Raw genomic sequence first — 18,222 nt, forward strand, 5'->3', positions numbered from 1 at the left:
TCAAGAATGGCACATCTGGCGATCGAAGGCGTTGCGAAGAGCTTTGGCCACACCTATGCCGTCCGTGACTTTTCGCTCGAGGTCGGCGACGGCGAGCTCGTCTGCCTGCTCGGGCCTTCAGGTTCCGGCAAATCGACACTGCTTCGCATGATCGGCGGCTTCGAGCGGCCGAGCGAAGGCAGCATTCGCATCGACGCCAGGGATGTGACGAACCTGCCGCCGGAGCGGCGCCCGACCGGCATGGTCTTCCAGAGCCACGCGCTCTGGACGCATATGGATGTCTTCAGCAATATAGCCTTCGGCCTGAAGCTGCGGCGCCTGCCGAAATCCGAAATCCGCCAGCGCGTCGAGGACGCTCTTGCTCTCGTCGGTCTTGCCGATTACGGACGGCGCGCAGTGACGCAGCTTTCCGGCGGCCAGCAGCAGCGCGTCGCACTTGCCCGCTCGCTCGTTCTCGAGCCGAAGATCCTGCTGCTCGACGAGCCTTTCGCCAGCCTCGACCAGCATTTGCGCGAGCGGCTGCGAGAGGAGGTCCGCGACATCCAGCAGCGGCTCGGCATCACGACATTGTTCGTCACCCACGGTCAGGACGAGGCCCTGGCGCTTGCCGACCGCATCGTCGTCATGCGCGATGGCCGCACAGAACAGGTGGCTCCGCCGAGTACAGTCTATCGTGAGCCGCAGACGGCGTTCGTCGCGGGCTTCATCGGCTCGATGAATTTCGTTGAGAGCGAGATCCGTAACGGGGTCTGCACGCATCCGCTTTTCGGCTTTTCGATTCCCGTTGCGGATGGTCCGGTGACGCTGGCGATGCGCCCGGAAGCCCTGGCGGTGCGCCCTGTCAGCCGGCCGGCAGACGCGACCGTCCACCGGGTCAGCGATTTCGGCACGCACAAGATTGTCGATATCGATCTTGCCGATCGTGTCAGGCTGAAGGCAATGGTTGCGCCGACCGATACGATCAGAGCCGGGATGGTCGTCACTACCAGCTGCTCCGGCTTCTTCGCCTTCCGCGACAATGCGCTGATCCACCAATCGGCAGCGGCAGAAACGGCTGCAACCGTGCAGCCGCTCTTTACGGCCTGAAGTGTCTCAGGCCTTCGGCTGAAAACCTTCTTGCAGCCAAGGATAGAGTGCCTTGCTTGCCGCCAGGATGTCGCCTTTGCCGGTGACGGCGGCGCCAGAAAACCGCGTGACGATACCGCCCGCTTCCTCGACCATCAGTGCAGAGGCGCCAAAGTCATGGACCGACAGGCCGTCCTCGAAAAAGCCGTCCAGCCGTCCGCAGGCGACATAGGCGATCGAAAGCGCTGCCGAACCGAGACGACGCACGCCGGCGGTATTGGCCATAAGGCGCTTGACGGCATCGAAATAAAGCTCTTCCGGGACCGCCTTGACCTGGCCGGGGATCGGCAGGCCGGCACCGACGAGCACGTTCTGGATATCGGCAACCGCGGCGCAATGGATGCGCTCGCCGTTCAGCCAGGCACCGTCGCCCGCCTCCGCACTGAAGAGCTCGTCCTGCATGGCGTCATAGACGACGCCGGCAACGACGCGGCCGGCCTCTGCGATCGAGATCGTCATGCCGAAATGCGGGATGCCCCAGGCGAAATTGGTCGTGCCGTCGATCGGGTCGATATAGATGACCGGTGCATCCGCACCGGCCTGCCGGTTGCCGACCTCTTCCTCACCCTTAATCGCATAGGCCGGGAATGCGCTCATCATCTCCTCGACGATGATCCGTTCGACCGCGACATCGATTTCCGTCTGGTAGTCGCGCGGCGCCTTGTGAACCATCTCGGCGGCCGTGCGTCGTCTGAGCGCATTGCGCGCCGTCTCTCCTGCCTTGAGGGCTGTTTCGGCGAGTACGAGAAGGCGGGGCGAGGCTGTTGGTGACAGGCGCGCGGCGGTCGAAGACAATTTCATGAAGACAATCCGTGTGATGACTGAGGATAGCGAGCAGTTCGGTGTTTCTCATTGCAAATGCGCATGATGCTTTTATGAAGCGAGCGCAATGGTATGCGACGCCGCGCCGATCTCAATCGACTGTTGCTTCTCAGGTCATGCCTCGGTCCGCTCGGCTGCGGGCGCCGCGCAGGATTCGCGAAGGATCAGGGTTGGGGAAAAGATCGTCCGCGCAGCGCTTGGCGGCGTTTTGTCGGAGATCTCGCTGAGAAGCGTGGAGATCGCCTTTTGGGCCATCTCGAGCACCGGGGCCGCAACGACTGTCGGCGGTGGGTTCATGATATTTGCAAAATCGAAATCGTCTATCCCGATGACCGAGACGTCATCAGGCACTCTGAAACCCAATTCACGCAGCGCATTCAGGACGCCGAGCGTCATCATGTTCGACAATGCAAAAATCGCGGTTGGCGGATCCGGCTCGCGCATGCGCCTGATCGTGCTGTCATGCGCGAGCGCCTGGTCGAAACGCCCCTCAAGCAGCAGACCTGGATCAACCGGCAGGTCATGGGCGGCATGGGCCTGCATATAGCCGGCAAGACGATCTTCACCGGTGATGATGTTGTTGCGCCCGACGGTAACGGCGATCCGTCTGTGACCAAGGCCGATCAGGTGCTCCGTGGCGATGCGGCCGGCGGCGATATTGTCGAGCTTGATCACGTCATAGGGCAAGCCCTCGATGAAGCTGTCGAGCAGGATCGTCGGCACATGGATCTTGTCGATCATGCGGGCGCCGTGCTCGGCATCTGAGCGTGTCGGGATAATGATCAGCCCTTCGACACGCTGCATGCGCATCATGGTCAAGATCTGCTGCTCGCGATCATGATCCTCGCTCGTCGAATAGACCGCCGCCATGTAGCCGGCATTGAGGCAGGCGGACTCGACGACCTTGGCGACCTTGGCGAAATGCGGGTTGGTGATGTCAGGGAGGATCAGGCCGATCAGCCGCGACTGGCCCATGCGCAGGCTGCGCGCGCCGGCATGCGGGATATATCCGATGTCGCGGACGGCGGCTTCGACCTTGGCAATCACCTCGTCGCTCACAGGGGCTGAGCGGTTGAGCGCGGCCGATGCCGTCGATATGGCGACACCCGCCCGTTTTGCCACGTCCTTGATGGTGGCCATGCATCCTCCCCCCGCGCTTTTTGTCGAACCCTCTTGCCACGAGAGCGTTCTGATGCTCTTATACGAAACGTTTCGACTAAGCAAATGACGCCACGCGGGACCGGGGAAGAGCTGGATCCGCGATATTTCAGTAAAAGCATACGAAACGTTTCGACCGGTGGAGGCCGGATAGATGGGAACGCGCCGGAGGAGGCGCATAGGGAGGATCACATGCATGAGTTCTCGCGGCGTTCGCTGCTGATTTCGTCTGCCGCTCTTGCCGTCGGCGCAAGTGTCGGCCGCGCGTTTGCGCAATCGGATGTCACGGCGACCCTGAAGATGCAGGGCTTCGGCGGCGATGCCGAACTATCCGCCATGACCAACGCCATTGCGCGGTTCAACAAGAAATACCCCAACGTCAAGGTCGAGCTTTCCGTCGATCCGATCTCGACGGGCTGGGGCGACTATGTCACCAAGGTCTTCAGCCAGTTCAACTCCGGCCAGCAGGCCGATGTCTATGGCACGGCGATCGAGACCTTCCAGAGCTTCTCGTCGCGCTCTCTCTTCCTGCCGCTCAACGATTTCGTCGCCGCCAATCCCGGCTTTTCGGACTTCGCGCCGAGCCTCTTCAAGCAGTCGAGCTACAAGGGGGATATCAACTATATCCCGATCGGCTGGAACAACATCATGATCAACTACAACAGGGATCTGTTCGACAAGGCCGGGATTGCCTATCCGAAGGCCGGCAAGTGGACCTGGGACGAATTCCGCGATGTCGCCAAGAAGCTGACGGTCAAGGATGCGTCGGGCAATGTCACCCAGTTCGGTTATGAGGTGCCGAACCAGAACTTCTTCGTCCAGCCTTGGTTCTTTTCGAATGGCACCGGTGCCATCAACGACGAGTGGACGGCATCCAACATGCTCGACCCCAAGGTCGCCGAAAGCCTGCAATTCCTCCATGACCTCATCCATGTCGACGGCGTCTCGCCGATCCCCGGCAAGGATATGATGGATAACCAGTTCATGGCCGGCCAGGTGGCGATGATCAGTCGCGGCCACTGGATCGTCCAGAGCGCCAAGAACAACAAGCTCAACATGGATGTCGCCATTCCGCCGAGCAAGGTGACCGACACGACCGTGATCGGCTTCGGTGGTTATGCCGTCGCCAAGACGAGCAAGGAGCCGGATCTTGCCAAGGCGCTGATCCTCGAACTGACGAGCGAGGAGACGCAGAAGGAGGAAGGCGAAAAGGGTGGCGGTGTTCCCGGCCGCAAGTCGGCCGCCGAGACGCCGGGGTTCCTGAGCTTCCCGCCGAGTGCCGCGCTCTATTACCAGACGCTGCCGAACACCAAGGCCGTGCCGTCTCCTGCCAATTTCCAGGAGGTCGAGAAGATCTTCATCCGCTACTACACGGCGATGATGGCCGGCGAGGTCTCGATCGCCGATGGCGTGAAGCAGGCAGATGCCGAGCTCAACGCTTCCTTCGAGCGGCTGAAGAAGCGCATGGGCGGCTGATCGATCTAGGGTTCTCACGATCGCCCTCCCGCCGTCGCGGCCGGGTGGCAGATTGCCATGCAGGCATCTGCCATTCCGGGCGCGGCGGATGACAAACCATGTCCGCCATTCGAGCAGATGCCATGACCGCCACCTTCGAAAGACACCAGCCTTCACAGCTACGCCGCGCGCAGGCAGCGACCGGCTATCTCTTCGTGCTGCCGGCAACGGTGCTTTACCTGACCTTTGTCATCGCGCCTGTGATCGTCACCACGATCCTGGCCTTTGCCTATTACGATCCGATGCTCGGTTCGCAATGGGTCGGTTTCGACAACTTCATCCGCTTCTTCACCGATCAGCGCTCGCTTCAGATCCTCTGGAACACGCTGCGCTTCGCGCTCTTTGCCGTCACCTTCAACGTTTCGATCGGGCTTTTGCTGGCACTGGCGCTGAACCGCGCCATGCCGGGCTGGCTGCTCTATTTCTTCAGGCTCGCCTTCTTCCTGCCCGTCATCATCGCTGCCGCTTTCGTCTCGATTGTTTGGACCTATTTTTATGGCGATGATCTCGGCGTCATCAATTATTACCTGCGGCTGATCGGTCTGCCGGGTGTGCGCTGGCTCACCGATGCCGGCCAGGCGATGACCTCGATCATCATCATGGACGTCTGGAAGAATACCGGCTTCTTCATGATCATCTTCATCGCAGCCCTCCAGGGCGTGCCGAAGAACATCCTGGAGGCGGCGGTGATGGACGGGACGCCTGCCTGGCGCCAGTTCTTCCGCATCACGCTGCCCTATATCTCGCCGGTCGTCTTCTTCTGCATCGTCTACGCCTCGATCGGCGCGCTGCAGGTATTCGAATCGATCGTCATCCTGACACAGGGCGGTCCGGGCGACGCCACGCGCTCGCTGTCTATCCAGATCGTCGAGGAAGGCTTCGGCAGTTTCCAGATCGGTTATGCTGCCTCGATCTCCGTCGTCATGACCGTGATCATCCTCATCATCACCGCCATCCAGCAGATCCTCTCGCGCAAGTGGGTGCAGCAATGAACAACATGATGCAGACGCGCGCCGCCCGACGCTGGATCGACTGGGCGATCATCGCCACCATGGTGGTGATGGCGATCGGCATGCTGCTGCCCTTCCTCTGGTTGTTTTCGATGTCGTTCCGGCCGGTCTCTGATGCCTACAAGCTGCCGCCGAGCTTCCTGCCGCCGAATTTCGACCTCACCAACTATCGGCAGGTGCTGGCCTCGCGCGTGCCGTTCCTGGAGATCTATTTCAACTCGGTCATGATCGCCGTCATCGTCACCGTCGGCCAGATGGTGACCTGCACGTTCGCGGCTTTCGCCTTCGCCAGGCTGAACTTCCGCGGACGCGATACATTGTTCTTCATCCTGCTTATCGGACTGATGTTTCCGGCCCAGGTGACGATCCTGCCGATCTATCTGGGTTATGCGCGGCTCGGCCTGCTCGACAAGCCGATCGGGCTGGCGCTTATGTATCTCACCTCCAGTTTCGGCATCTTCCTGGTGCGGCAATTCATGCTCAGCCAGCCGAAGGCGCTGGAGGAAGCGGCGCTGATGGATGGCGCCGGCTATTTCAAGATCTTCTGGCGGATCTCGCTACCGCAGCTTCGGCCGGCACTCTCGGCCCTCGGCATCATCACCTTCACCCAGACCTGGAACTATTATTTCCAGGCCAAGGTCCTTTTGAGCTCGAATGAATCGCTGACGCTTCCCGTCGCGATGGACGTGCTGCGCGGCTACATGGCCTCCGGCAATCTCTCGGTGGTGATGGCTGCCATGAGCATGTCGATCCTGCCCGTCGTTCTCCTCTTTCTCCTCGCCCAGAAATTCGTGATCGAAGGCATCACGATGAGCGGCATCAAGAACTAACATCAAGGATATTGATTTCATGTGGGATGATCTCGCCTCCATCGAACCTCGCTTTGCCCATAAGGGCGAGCGCACGCGCTATATCGCCTTTCCGCTCGGCGGCATCGGCTCGGGCGGCCTGTCGATCTCCGGCAGCGGCCGGCTGATCGATTGGTCGATCCGCAACCGGCCGGCGCTGCAGGGCTATAATGGCTACTCGCATTTCGCCATCAAGGCCGAGAAAGGTGGAGAACTGGTCGATGCCCGTGTGCTCAACGGCCCCTATGATCTGAACCCTTCCGGCGCGCCGGGGCTGCGCAAGATGTTCGACGGCTTTGGCCATGGCGCCAACCGCCAGACGCTGGTCGGCGTACCGCATTTCCGCGAGGTCGATTTTTACGGGCGTTTCCCGATCGCCGATCTCGTCTTCAAGGATCAGCGTTTCCCAGGCGATATCAGGCTCACGGCATTGAGCCCCTTCATTCCGCACAACGACCGCGATTCCTCGATGCCGGTGGCGATGTTCGAGTTTGAGATCGTCAACGATACGGCGGACGAACTGACCTATACGCTTGCCGGCACGCTCGGCAATTACGGCTCGAATAGCGGTATCCATACCTTCAGGCAGGAAGGCGGCATCAGCAGCTTGCATCTGACTTCGTCCGACACGACACTGCCGGCAACACAACGCGGCGATCTGACGATCGCAACGGACGCTGACGATGTCGACCATACCGACCATCATTATCGGGGCCAATGGTTCGATGATCTCTCTGTCTACTGGAAGGAATTTGCAAGACCCGGTCGCCTGCCGAAACGGCACTATGACGAGCCTCGCACCTCTCGACACATGAGCCTGCAACCAGAACACGGCACGCTCGGTGCCCGCTTCGCCGTCGCCCCTGGCGAACGCAGGAAGGTGCGCTTCGTCATTACATGGAACTTCCCGCATGGGGATGTCTATTGGGCCTATCGCGACAAGCCGGATGGCGCCATTCCCGATCGGCCGACGCCGAGCTGGACGAACTATTATGCGACGCAATGGGCAGATTCCACCGCAAGCGCCACCGAGGCACTGGGACGTTGGGACACCTTGCATGCGGAAACCGCGGCCTTTCGCGATGGATTGTTCGACACGACGCTTCCGGCGGAAGTCAAGGATGCGGCGAGTGCGACCCTGGCGCTGCTGCGCACCGCCACCTGCATCCGCCTGGAAAATGGCGCGCTCTGGGCCTGGGAAGGCCAGCATACCGAGGATGGCTCCTGTGAGGGAACCTGCACCCATGTCTGGAATTATCAGCAGGCGGTTTCGCACCTCTTTCCCGCCATCGAGCGGACGCTGCGTGAGACCGAATTCACCTATAATCAGTTGCCGACCGGGGGGCTAACCTTTCGCCAGAAGCTGCCGCTGGGTTCCGGCTTCGATATTATCGGTCCCTGCGCCGACGGCCATTTCGGTGCGATCATCAAAACCTACCGGGACTGGAAGCTCTGCGGCGATACCGATTGGCTCCGCCGTTACTGGCCGAATGTCAAACGGGCGATCGAATATGCCTGGTCGTCCGAAAACCCCGATCGCTGGGATCCCGATCAGACCGGTATTCTCTCAGGCCGCCAGCATCAGACGCTCGACATGGAGCTGTTCGGCCCGAATTCGTGGCTCGCCTCCATGTATGTGGCGGCTCTGCTCGGCGTTTCCGAAATGGCGGCGGTCCTCGGTGACACGGAACTGTCTGAAAAGACGGCGCGCATGGGCAAGGCTGGTGCGGCCTATATCAATTCCGAGCTCTTCAATGGCCGCTGGTTCATCCAGAAGGTCGACCTCTCTGACAAGGGCGTGCTGATACCCTTCGATGTCGGCCGCGCGGCCGGGGTCCTTGCCGACGGTTTCATGGAAACCTACTGGTCGGAGGAGTTTCAAGAGCTCAAATATCAGATGGGCGAGGGCTGCATTTCCGATCAGATCCTCGGCCAGTGGCATGCCGAGGTCGCCGGTATCGGCGCGTTCCTTGACGCAGACAAGGTGAGGACCGCGCTGAAATCGGTGCACAGGAACAATTTCCGCCCGACGCTTGAGGATCACTTCAATCCCTGCCGAAACTATGCCTATGAAGACGAGGCAGGGCTTTTGATCGCAACCTATCCTGAAGGCATCCGCCAGCCGATGGTCGCGGCTCCCTATGCCGAAGAAGTCTGGACCGGCATCGAATATATGGCTGCCTCGCATCTCATCATGCACGGCCTTATCGAAGAGGGCATGGATATCGTCTGCGGTGCGCGTAACCGCCATGACGGTTCCCGCCGCAATCCTTGGAACGACATCGAATGCGGTTCCTATTACGCACGCTCGATGTCGGCCTGGCAGCTGGTCAACGCCTTCTCGGGGCTCAGCGCCGATTTCGTCTCGGGCACGCTCGCCTTCGCACCGAAAGTGCAGGGCGATTATCGTCTGTTTTGGTCAGCCGGCAGTGCTTTCGGCACATTGACCCGCGAAGGTGACGGCTTCATTCTCGCCGTGCTCGGAGGCAGCCTCAACGTCGCCGAAATCTCGGTGGACGGGCTGACGCATCGTCTTGCCGGGAGGACGCCCATCGCAGCGGGCCAGTCGATCGAACTTAAGACGGTGGCATAATGGCCGGTATTGAACTCAGGGCAGTCCGCAAGGCCTTTCAAAGTCTCGAAGTCATACACGGCATCGACCTGACTATCGCCGACGGTTCGTTCACCGTCTTTGTCGGGCCTTCAGGCTGCGGCAAGTCGACCTTGCTGCGCATGATGGCAGGGCTGGAAGAAGTCACATCGGGGGAAATCCGCATCGATGGCATGCGCTGCGACCATCTTCTGCCATCCGCGCGCGGCATGGCGATGGTCTTCCAGTCCTATGCACTTTATCCGCATATGAGCGTCGAGCAGAACCTCAAATTCGGCCTGGAGAACCAGAAGCTTGCCAGGCCGGAAATTTCCGCCCGCGTCGCCAAGGCGGCCAATATTCTGCAGATCGAGCACCTTATGACCCGTCGTCCGAGCCAGCTTTCCGGCGGCCAGAGCCAGCGCGTCGCGATCGGGCGCGCCATCGTCAAGGAACCGAAGGCCTTTCTGTTCGACGAACCGCTCTCCAATCTCGATGCCGAACTGCGTGTGAAGATGCGCGGCGAACTGATCAGCCTGCATCGGCGGCTGAAGTCGACAATGGTCTACGTCACCCATGATCAGGTTGAGGCAATGACCATGGCCGACCAGATTGTCGTGCTCAACGAAGGCCGCATCGAACAGGTCGGCCCGCCGATCGAGCTATACGCACGCCCGGCCAACCTCTTCGTCGCCCGCTTTCTTGGCGCGCCGCCCATGAACCTTCTCACGGGCCGGATCGCGCGGATTGGTGGCCTGATGGGGATCACGCTGGAGGACGGCACCCATATTCCCTTGCCCGGTCGCCAGGTCGATCTGCCTGACGGCGCCCCGGTCACGTTCGGCGTAAGGCCCGAACATTGCGAGATCGGGGAGGGCAGCCTGCAGATCACCGTTGGTGACACCGAAATCCTCGGATCGGAAACGATCATCCACGCCGAGACTGCGACTGGAAATGGCTTTACCGTGGCACTGCGCGGTATCAGCCGGGCAACCTCCGGCGCACGAATATCGATTGTCATCCGCGAGCCTTTTGTACATTTGTTCAACGAGGCCGGTGTGACGATCGGTTCCGACGGTGATTGGCGCGATGCCTATCTGAACTGAACCAAGCTTCAAGCAGCTACAGCAGTATAGGTCGGTGCCGAGCCATCGATGAGCTCTTTCCTGCAGGCTATTCCGGCGCCGACCGACGGCAGCATTCGACCTCAGCGAGACAGGAAATTCGAGACCGTCAGGTCGACGAGTTCGTCTCCACGGCCGTTCATCACCGCGCGAATGGCCCAGAGACCGAAACCTTTCACCTGCGCCGCTTCGATCCGGGGCGGCATCGACAGTTCCTGCGTATTCGTGACGACGTCGAGCAGTGCCGGACCGGGATGCGCCAGAATTTCCCTGATAGCACCGTCAAGCTCGGCGGGGTCCTCCACGCGAACGCCATGGACTCCGGCTGCGCGGGCAACCGCCGCAAAATCCGGATTCTTGAGTTCGGTGCCGGTCTCAAGGAAGCCCGAAGCCTTCATTTCCATCGCTACGAATCCGAGAACGGAATTGTTGAAGACGACAACCTTCACCGGAAGATTCTGCTGAACGAGCGTCAGGAAGTCGCCCATCAGCATGGCAAAGCCGCCATCGCCGGACATGCTGATGATCTGGCGTCCCTTGTATGTTGCCTGCGCCCCGATCGCCTGAGGAAGAGCGTTGGCCATCGATCCGTGAACCAGCGATCCGATGAGGCGACGCTTTCCGTTCATTTTCAGGTAGCGCGCAGCCCAGATCGTGGGGGTTCCGACATCGAAGGTGAAAACCGCGTCGTCCGACGCATGCTCGCTCAGAAGGCGTGCCACATATTGCGGATGAATCTTGCCGCCTTCTCTGCCTGTGGCGAGGTCGTCGAGGCCTTCACGCGCCTTCCTGTAGGCGGCAAGGCAGGCATCCAGGTGATCCCTGTCCGTTCGCTCCGTCAGCTTCGGCAGCGTTGCTGCCAGTGTCGATTTGACGTCGCCAACGATTGCGAGATCGAGCGAGGCTCGGCGGCCAAGATTCTCCGGTCGAATGTCCACCTGCGCGATCTTGGCGTCGGTTGGGTAGAACTGCCGGTATGGGAAATCGGTGCCGAGCATGAGAAGCGTGTCGCACTCCAGCATGGCCTTGTAACCCGAGGAGAAACCGATCAGACCGGTCATGCCGACATCGAAGGGATTGTCCCACTCGACATGTTCCTTGCCGCCGAGCGCGTGGACAACAGGCGCCTTCAGCCGGTCCGCAAAGGCGATCAACTCGTCATGCGCTCCTTCGCAGCCGCGTCCACACAGAAGGGTAACCTTCGAGTTGTTGTTGAGTAGTTCCGACAGTCGATCGATCTGATCGTTCGCCGGCACGACGTTCGGTTGGGCCAGCGTGAGTGCGGCCGGCGTCGAAATCTTCGCCGTGAAATCGCTCAATGCCACGTCGCCGGACATGACCACGACGGCAACGCCGCGCTTTCCGATAGCTGTGCGAATGGCCGTTTCGATAACTGCTGGCAATTGCTCCGGATGGCTGACAAGTTCGCAATAGTGGCTGCATTCCCGGAAAAGCTGGTCGGGATGCGTTTCCTGGAAATAGCCTCTGCCGATTTCGGCCGAAGGTATTTGCGCGGCAATGGCCAGGACGGGGACCCGCGAGCGATGACAGTCGAACAGGCCGTTGATGAGGTGGAGGTTGCCCGGGCCGCAGCTGCCGGCGCACACGGCCAGTTCGCCACTGAGATGGGCTTCGGCCCCTGCCGCGAAGGCTGCCGTTTCTTCATGGCGGGTATGGACCCACTCGATGTCGCCTCTTTTTCGAAGCGCTTCCGTAAGCCCGTTCAGGCTGTCTCCGACCACGCCATATATCCGCTTGACCCCGGCCGAATGCAGCACCTCAGTCAGGACATCAGCTACTTTGGACTTCATCGAAAGCTCCCGGGCTTTGGGTTTCAGGTGGTTGGTAAAAGGAAGCTAGGCCTCTCTCTACGCTTCTCAACCCGGAGAATTATCAGAGTGGCGGAGACACCAAACTGCACTTTGGTGTAGGTGCCGGCAGAGAAGAAGCCCGTTTGCCCGATATCGCAGGACTCTGCCTATCAGCCGGGAGCATGGGTTCGCCCCGCGCTCTCCTTTGGCGCCCTTCTTCTGTCGCGACCTATGCTTCCACTCGTTCCCGCCCTTTCATCGCTTCCGCGACAAGTTTCATGAAGCGCGGATGCCGGCGCAGGTTGTCCAGGTCGGAATCATGGGTGAACCATTTGATGTGGTAGACCGAGCTGCGGGGCAGCAAGCCCTCCAGGATATCGATCGCCCGTTCCACATGGCCGAGTACGGAGTGGACGCAGGCAAGATTATATTGGGCGACGATATCATCGGGATCGATGGCGCTTGCCCGTGCGGCCCAGTCGCAGGCCCGCGCCGCATCACCGAGATGGGCAAGGGCAAGCGCGCCGCGATGGGCGGGGCCGGAATTTTCCGGGTTCTGATTGAGCGCCCGCTCGGCTCTTTCAATGCCTATGCGCGCCCAGCTTTCCCGGTCCGCCGTCCGTCCGAGAGAATGGTACGAGGACATCAGATGGATCGGCGAAACATAGTCGTCGGGGCGGATTTCGGCGGCGCGGCTAAAGTAATGCACCGCTTCGGCGAAATTCCCGCGCATGAAGAAGATGCGGGCATAGTGGAAATTGGCTTCATAGAGGTTGGGATCGAGTGCCAGCGCGCGTTCGAAGCATGCCGTGGCCTCGTCGTCATCACCGTTCTGATGCAGCGCCAGGCCGCGGGAGGCATGGGCCTCGGCGAGGTCGGGATCGAGTTCAAGGGCCTTGGCGCTCATGGCCAGAATGCGCTCCAGGGGCACGTCGTCAGGCGCCCAGTCGCGGATCGCGGCATCGCAATCGGCGATGCCGGCATAGGCGCGGCCATAGTCAGGATCGAGCTCGACGGCCTTGTAGAACATGCGCCGGGCAAGCTGCAGATAGGATTTGGTCCAGGTATGGGAGAGCTGCCTTCCTCTCAGGTAATAGGTATAGGCCTCGACATTGGCGGTCGGCTCGGCGGCGATCGCCTTGCGTTCCTCCGGCAGCAGCCGCACCTTCAGCTGGCCGACGATCGCGTTGGTGATCTCGTCCTGGATGGCGAAGATATCGGTGAGGTCTCGGTCGTAGCGTTCGGCCCAGAGATGATCGCCGTTCGTCGTGTCAATCAGCTGGCCGGAGATGCGCACCCGCTTGCCGACGATGCGCACACTGCCTTCCAGCATGTAACGCACGCCAAGTTCCTGGGCGACCTGCTTCACCTTCACCGATGTGCCCTTATAGGTGAAGACGGTGTTGCGCGGCACCACATGCAGGCTGGAGACCTTGGAAAGATCGGTGATGATGTCCTCGGTGATGCCGTCGGAGAAGTAATCCTGATCGGCATCACCGCTCATGTTGGTGAAGGGCAGGACGGCGATGAAGCAGGTGTTGCGGTTCTGCGCGACGAAGCGGGCAGAGCTCGGCTTGTCGAAGGAAACCGTGTAAACCTGCACCGGTTGCCGGATGTTTTTGAACACGTGTTCACCTAAAAAATCGAAGCCGAGATTGAGGCGTGAGCCGACTTGATCCCGAACGATTGCAGACACGGCAATGCCGCCGGCCGGAGCAATGCCTTCCAGACGCGCGGCAAGGTTGACGCCGTCGCCGAAAATATCGTCATTTTCGACGACGACATCGCCGAGATTGATGCCGATGCGGAATTCGACGCGCTCTTCCTTCGCCACGTTTTCGTTGCGCACGGCCATGGTGCGCTGGATTTCTGCGGCGCAGGCCACGGCGTTCACGACGCTCTGAAACTCGGCCAGGATGCCGTCGCCGGTCAGTTTGACGATACGGCCCTTGTAATCGGATATGCGGATGTCGACCAGTTCGCAGCGATGGCGGTTCAAAGCCTGCAGTGTGCCCGTCTCGTCGACGCCCATGAGCCGGCTGTAACCGACCACATCGGCAGCGAGGATGGCACTCAATCGCCGCTCCATGATCCTCTCCATGGATTGTCTCATGTCAGTGTCTCGCTTTTTCCAGATTTTGACCGCGCTAGGACTCCCTCCCATGCAGCCGATATCTTTCGATTCGGCATGCTGTCACGGCGGCGCAGAGCCTATATCGTTACGGCGCAGCATCAATACTCCGAACGGGCGAAGATTGCGCCAAACGATAGCTCTTTCGGATGGGAAAGACCCCGGACTTGTTGAGGTGCTCAATTTTGAGGCCGTGCATCGATTTGGGACTGCGTCTCGGAGGAAGGGCCGGGGCAGAGCGCTCGAACAGGCCCGGGGACATCGTCTCGTGCCCGTTCCTCACCTCTGAGAGCTTGCGAGGTCGCCGTCATCAAAGGCCGCGCTCAATCGAAGCGCGGTTCGATTTGTATAGGCGCCGTCGGTTACCCGGCAGGTTATGTTTCGCGATCCCATTGGCCACTGAAGGGCGACAGAATGTTCTGCCAAGAGGAGTTGGCAATCGACAGCGACTGGATTGTCAGTTGCTGCGTCTGCAAGCCGCCGAGCTTGGCGGGTGTGCCAGTGCTTGATGCGAAGCAGATCCGACGGTCGTACCGCTTGTTGCTTCTCGAAAGGCAAGTCGCGCGTCCACGCAAAAGCCCGTTTGCCTAAAGGATGCAGCCTGTAGGTCGAAAGGGGTAGGATATACTCGTCCACTTTTCGATTATAATCGGAGGTCCGCGTATCGAACGATCCTCATAGATTTGATCCTGGCAATTTCGCGAGAGGGCACGCCATGTATCGCAACGCTCGCCGGTGGGCTCCGCGCTCACTTATGATGGATTCGTGGGTTCCCCGGTGGCTGGCCGTCGGTGGAAAGGCAAGGCCGCGCAAGAACGCCGATCGGCCCGAGGATAGTGCTCAACTTGCGACATCCGCGCAGACAGCGGGTGGAAGCAAGGGGGGTGCCCTTGCCGGCAGCCCCGACAACAACTTTGCGCTCAGTGGACATGATATCGAACAAAGAGCGGAAGCCGTCGATGAGGCAGACGGTCAGAGCGATATCGACCAGGTGTCCCCATCCTTGGCCGACGCTTTCGCAGCGGCGCGTGAAACAGGTGTTGGAAGTGGAAATTCTGCTGCGTCCGTTCTGTCGGCCCATAATCCGGTTTTTGCACCTTTCGAGCGGAACGTGAACGGCGCTGCATTGCCCCCTTATCGTACCTATGCTGGCATTGGCACCATAGGCGACGATCCCCTGGCTCCGTATCTGCCGCAGAGTCCCGCACCGACAGCGTCAGGGCAAGGTTCCGCTACCGTAGCGGGTGCACGCGCTCACTCCGGCAAGGTGGTCATTCTCGAATCGAGCCCGTCAGCAGCGGCTGCTGCGCACCACGGTGGATCGAATTCACTGGCGTTTGGCATGCCCTTTGGTGTCTGCGGATGTGGCTATTATACGTCCCCCACGCGGATTCTCGATTGGGCCCACGGCGGCGCCATGCTTCAACAGGATGGTCAATTGCCGGGGACCAGGCTGACCGAAGGGCCGGACTATGTGGCAACGATCAAGCGGGCCATCGGTGCCTCAGTCAGCGACCCGCTTCTCGATCGCAACTTATCCCCGCTCTCGGGCTGGCGCGGGACCGCAAGGTGGACGGATTCGACGAACCTGAACGGATCCTTGCCCGGCGGCGGAGAGATGGGAACGGCAACCGGGACCAAGGGCATCGGCATCCTTTCCGGCTCGGTCACCACACCGCCGATCACGCAGCGGTCGTTAACGACGCAAAGTCTGGCGGCCGCAGCGGCAGTGACGCCCGCCAACAAGGTCGTGGCGGAAAACCTGCTGCCGGGCAACCCGGAGAGCGAGTGGGGCATCGATGGTGCCGGTAGCTCCAATATCGAGGGATTCGCGACCGACATCAGTGTCGACAACGGCAAGACGATCAGCTTCAAGATTGATACGGATTCCAACAACTACCGGATCGATATCTACCGCCTCGGCTATTATGGCGGCATGGGCGCCCGCAAGGTCACGACCATTCAGCACGCCGGCGTGCAGAATCAGCCCAATCCGTTGCGCAATGCCACGACAGGCACCGTGGATGCCGGCAACTGGGCAGTTTCGGCTTCGTGGACCGTACCTGAAGATGCTGTCTCAGGCGTTTATATCGCCAAGCTCGTGCGGCAGGATGGCACCTTCGGCGAAAATCAGATTCCGTTCATCGTACGCGACGATGACAGCCACAGCGATATCGTTTTCCAGACCGCTGACGAGACCTGGCAGGCCTACAACGGCTGGGGTGGCGCAAACTTCTACGGCGGCAATGGTCCGGCGACGGGGCAAGGTGCCGGTCGCGCCTATGCGGTCAGCTACAACAGGCCGATTGCGACCCGTGGCGGGGTTGGCACTTATGCGGGTCCGCAAGACTATCTGTTCGGCGCCGAATATGCAGGCATCTACTGGCTGGAGCAGAACGGCTACGATGTTTCTTACCTGTCGGGTGTCGACGTCGACCGCTATGGCAGCCTGCTGCTCAACCACAAGACCTATGTTGATGCCGGACATGACGAATACTGGTCAGGGCAACAGAGGACGAATGTCGAAGCCGCACGTGATGCAGGCGTCAACCTTATGTTCTGGAGCGGTAACGAGGTCTATTGGCGCACCCGTTGGGGCAATGCCTATAGCGCCGACGGCACGCCTTATCGCACACTCATCTCCTACAAGGAGACATGGTCACCCGGCGCCAGCATCGACCCTTCCAACGAATGGACGGGCACATTCCGCGATCCGCGCCTCAGCCCGCCTGCTATCGGCGGCGGAAACCCGGAAAACTCATTGACCGGGCAGTTGTTCAAGGTCGATGATGTCGGCAGCAATCTCGGCGCGATCACCGTCGGATATGATGACGCCAACCTGCGCTTCTGGCGCAATACCAGCGTTGCCAATCTTCAACCCGGCCAGACGGCAACCCTGACCAAGAACTATCTTGGCTACGAGTGGGACGAAGCGCCCGATAACGGCTTCGATCCGGCGGGCCTCGTCAAGCTGTCGTCAACGACGCTTCCGGTCAGCACCTACTTGCTTGACTACGGAAACACGACCGGCAACGCGACCGCGACCCATAATCTGACGCTTTATCGCGCACCGAGCGGCGCATTGGTGTTCGGCGCCGGTACTGTCTACTGGACATGGGGCTTAAGCAACAATCACGATAATGAGGCGACCCCGACCGATCCCCGCGTGCAGCAGGCAATGGTCAATTTGCTGGCAGACATGGGCATTCAGCCTGGGACGCTGCAATCCGGGCTCGTCGCCACGACCGGCTCCACGGATCATGTTGCACCGACTTCCATCATCACGGTGCCATCAACGGCGACCGTTGGCTCCACAGTCACGATTACGGGTACCGCCGCCGACACGGGCGGCGGCGTCATCGCCGGTGTCGAGGTCTCGACCGACAATGGGGCGAGCTGGCATCCGGCGACTGGTGATGAGAACTGGACATATACTTGGTCGCCGCAGATCGCGGGCAATTACACGATCTTGTCGCGGGCCGTCGACGACAGCATCAACCTTGAAGCACCCTCGGCAGGACGCACGGTCACCGTGACCGGGGCGAGCTTTTATTCTCTCTTCGGCGCGGCGACGCCGGCGGTTGTCAACACCGACGATACGTCAGCTGTCGAGCTCGGGGTCAAATTCCAGACCTCCGTGGCAGGGACCGTTACCGGTATTCGTTTCTACAAGGGCAGCCAGGACACCGGCACGCATACCGGCTCCCTCTGGTCGAGCACGGGTACGCGGATTGCGACCCTCACCTTCACGAACGAGACTGCCAGCGGCTGGCAGACTGCCTATTTTACCAGCCCGGTGACGTTGACGGCCGGACAGACCTACACGGCGTCCTACCATACGAATACCGGCCACTATTCGACGACCGCCAGCTACTTCGTCTCCAATGTGACGAGCGGCCCCCTGACGGCTCCGGCCAGCGGCAACGGCGTATACAGCTATGGGAGCGCCAGCCTGTATCCCACGAGCACCTTCGAGTCGACGAATTATTGGGTCGATGTGATGTTCACCACGCCGACGTCGAACACGACACCGACGGCGGTTGCCGATGCGGGTGACGCGACCGAGAAGGGTGGCGTTGCCAATGGTT

At 60.5% G+C, this 18,222-nt stretch carries 11 protein-coding genes; 7 read left to right on the plus strand and 4 right to left on the minus strand.

Features of this window, described 5'->3' with window-relative positions:
* Positions 1 to 6 precede the first annotated feature (6 nt).
* Positions 7 to 1,086 carry an ABC transporter ATP-binding protein gene (locus tag PMI11_RS32325; protein WP_007825939.1) on the plus strand — a complete coding sequence of 360 codons (1,080 nt, stop codon included), beginning with the start codon at positions 7 to 9 and terminating at the stop codon, positions 1,084 to 1,086.
* Between the two features lie 6 nt (positions 1,087 to 1,092).
* Here PMI11_RS32325 and PMI11_RS32330 read toward each other — a convergent pair whose 3' ends face one another.
* Positions 1,093 to 1,926 carry an inositol monophosphatase family protein gene (locus PMI11_RS32330; RefSeq protein ID WP_007825941.1) on the minus strand — a complete coding sequence of 278 codons (834 nt, stop codon included), beginning with the start codon at positions 1,924 to 1,926 and terminating at the stop codon, positions 1,093 to 1,095.
* A 135-nt stretch (positions 1,927 to 2,061) separates the two neighbouring features.
* On the minus strand, positions 2,062 to 3,087 hold the full coding sequence (locus PMI11_RS32335; RefSeq protein ID WP_007825950.1) for a LacI family DNA-binding transcriptional regulator: 1,026 nt from the start codon (positions 3,085 to 3,087) through the stop codon (positions 2,062 to 2,064).
* Between the two features lie 210 nt (positions 3,088 to 3,297).
* Between PMI11_RS32335 and PMI11_RS32340 the strand changes: the two genes are divergently transcribed.
* The 5 genes from PMI11_RS32340 to ugpC all read left to right on the plus strand — a co-directional run bounded on the left by PMI11_RS32340 (position 3,298) and on the right by ugpC (position 10,174).
* Complete coding sequence (locus tag PMI11_RS32340) at positions 3,298 to 4,581, plus strand: ABC transporter substrate-binding protein (protein WP_007825951.1); 1,284 nt, start codon at positions 3,298 to 3,300, stop codon at positions 4,579 to 4,581.
* A gap of 98 nt (positions 4,582 to 4,679) precedes the next feature.
* Positions 4,680 to 5,612, plus strand: a complete 933-nt coding sequence (locus PMI11_RS32345) for a carbohydrate ABC transporter permease (RefSeq protein WP_113184388.1) — start codon at positions 4,680 to 4,682, stop codon at positions 5,610 to 5,612.
* Positions 5,609 to 6,460 carry a carbohydrate ABC transporter permease gene (locus tag PMI11_RS32350; protein ID WP_007825954.1) on the plus strand — a complete coding sequence of 284 codons (852 nt, stop codon included), beginning with the start codon at positions 5,609 to 5,611 and terminating at the stop codon, positions 6,458 to 6,460. Before PMI11_RS32345 ends, PMI11_RS32350 begins: the two co-directional genes overlap by 4 nt.
* Positions 6,461 to 6,479: 19 nt before the next feature.
* Positions 6,480 to 9,071: a GH116 family glycosyl-hydrolase gene (locus tag PMI11_RS32355; protein ID WP_007825955.1), complete on the plus strand. Its 2,592-nt coding sequence runs from the start codon at positions 6,480 to 6,482 to the stop codon at positions 9,069 to 9,071.
* The gene (gene ugpC / locus PMI11_RS32360; RefSeq protein ID WP_007825956.1) at positions 9,071 to 10,174 is read left to right on the plus strand and encodes an ABC transporter ATP-binding protein; all 1,104 of its coding nucleotides are present in this window, start codon (positions 9,071 to 9,073) and stop codon (positions 10,172 to 10,174) included. The genes PMI11_RS32355 and ugpC overlap by 1 nt, the downstream gene beginning before the upstream one ends.
* A gap of 101 nt (positions 10,175 to 10,275) precedes the next feature.
* Here ugpC and poxB read toward each other — a convergent pair whose 3' ends face one another.
* Together poxB and PMI11_RS32370 are read right to left on the minus strand one after the other, a co-directional pair.
* A complete protein-coding gene (gene poxB, locus PMI11_RS32365) occupies positions 10,276 to 12,003 on the minus strand; it encodes a ubiquinone-dependent pyruvate dehydrogenase (protein ID WP_007825957.1) in 1,728 nt (575 codons plus the stop codon).
* Between the two features lie 229 nt (positions 12,004 to 12,232).
* Positions 12,233 to 14,092, minus strand: a complete 1,860-nt coding sequence (locus tag PMI11_RS32370) for a TPR end-of-group domain-containing protein (protein WP_007825958.1) — start codon at positions 14,090 to 14,092, stop codon at positions 12,233 to 12,235.
* Positions 14,093 to 14,849: 757 nt separating this feature from the next.
* Between PMI11_RS32370 and PMI11_RS32375 the strand changes: the two genes are divergently transcribed.
* Positions 14,850 to 18,222 (plus strand): DUF4082 domain-containing protein (locus tag PMI11_RS32375; protein ID WP_007825967.1); only part of this gene is annotated, 3,373 nt, incomplete at its 3' end.

The sequence above is a fragment of the Rhizobium sp. CF142 genome (assembly GCF_000281145.1).
GTDB lineage: Bacteria > Pseudomonadota > Alphaproteobacteria > Rhizobiales > Rhizobiaceae > Rhizobium.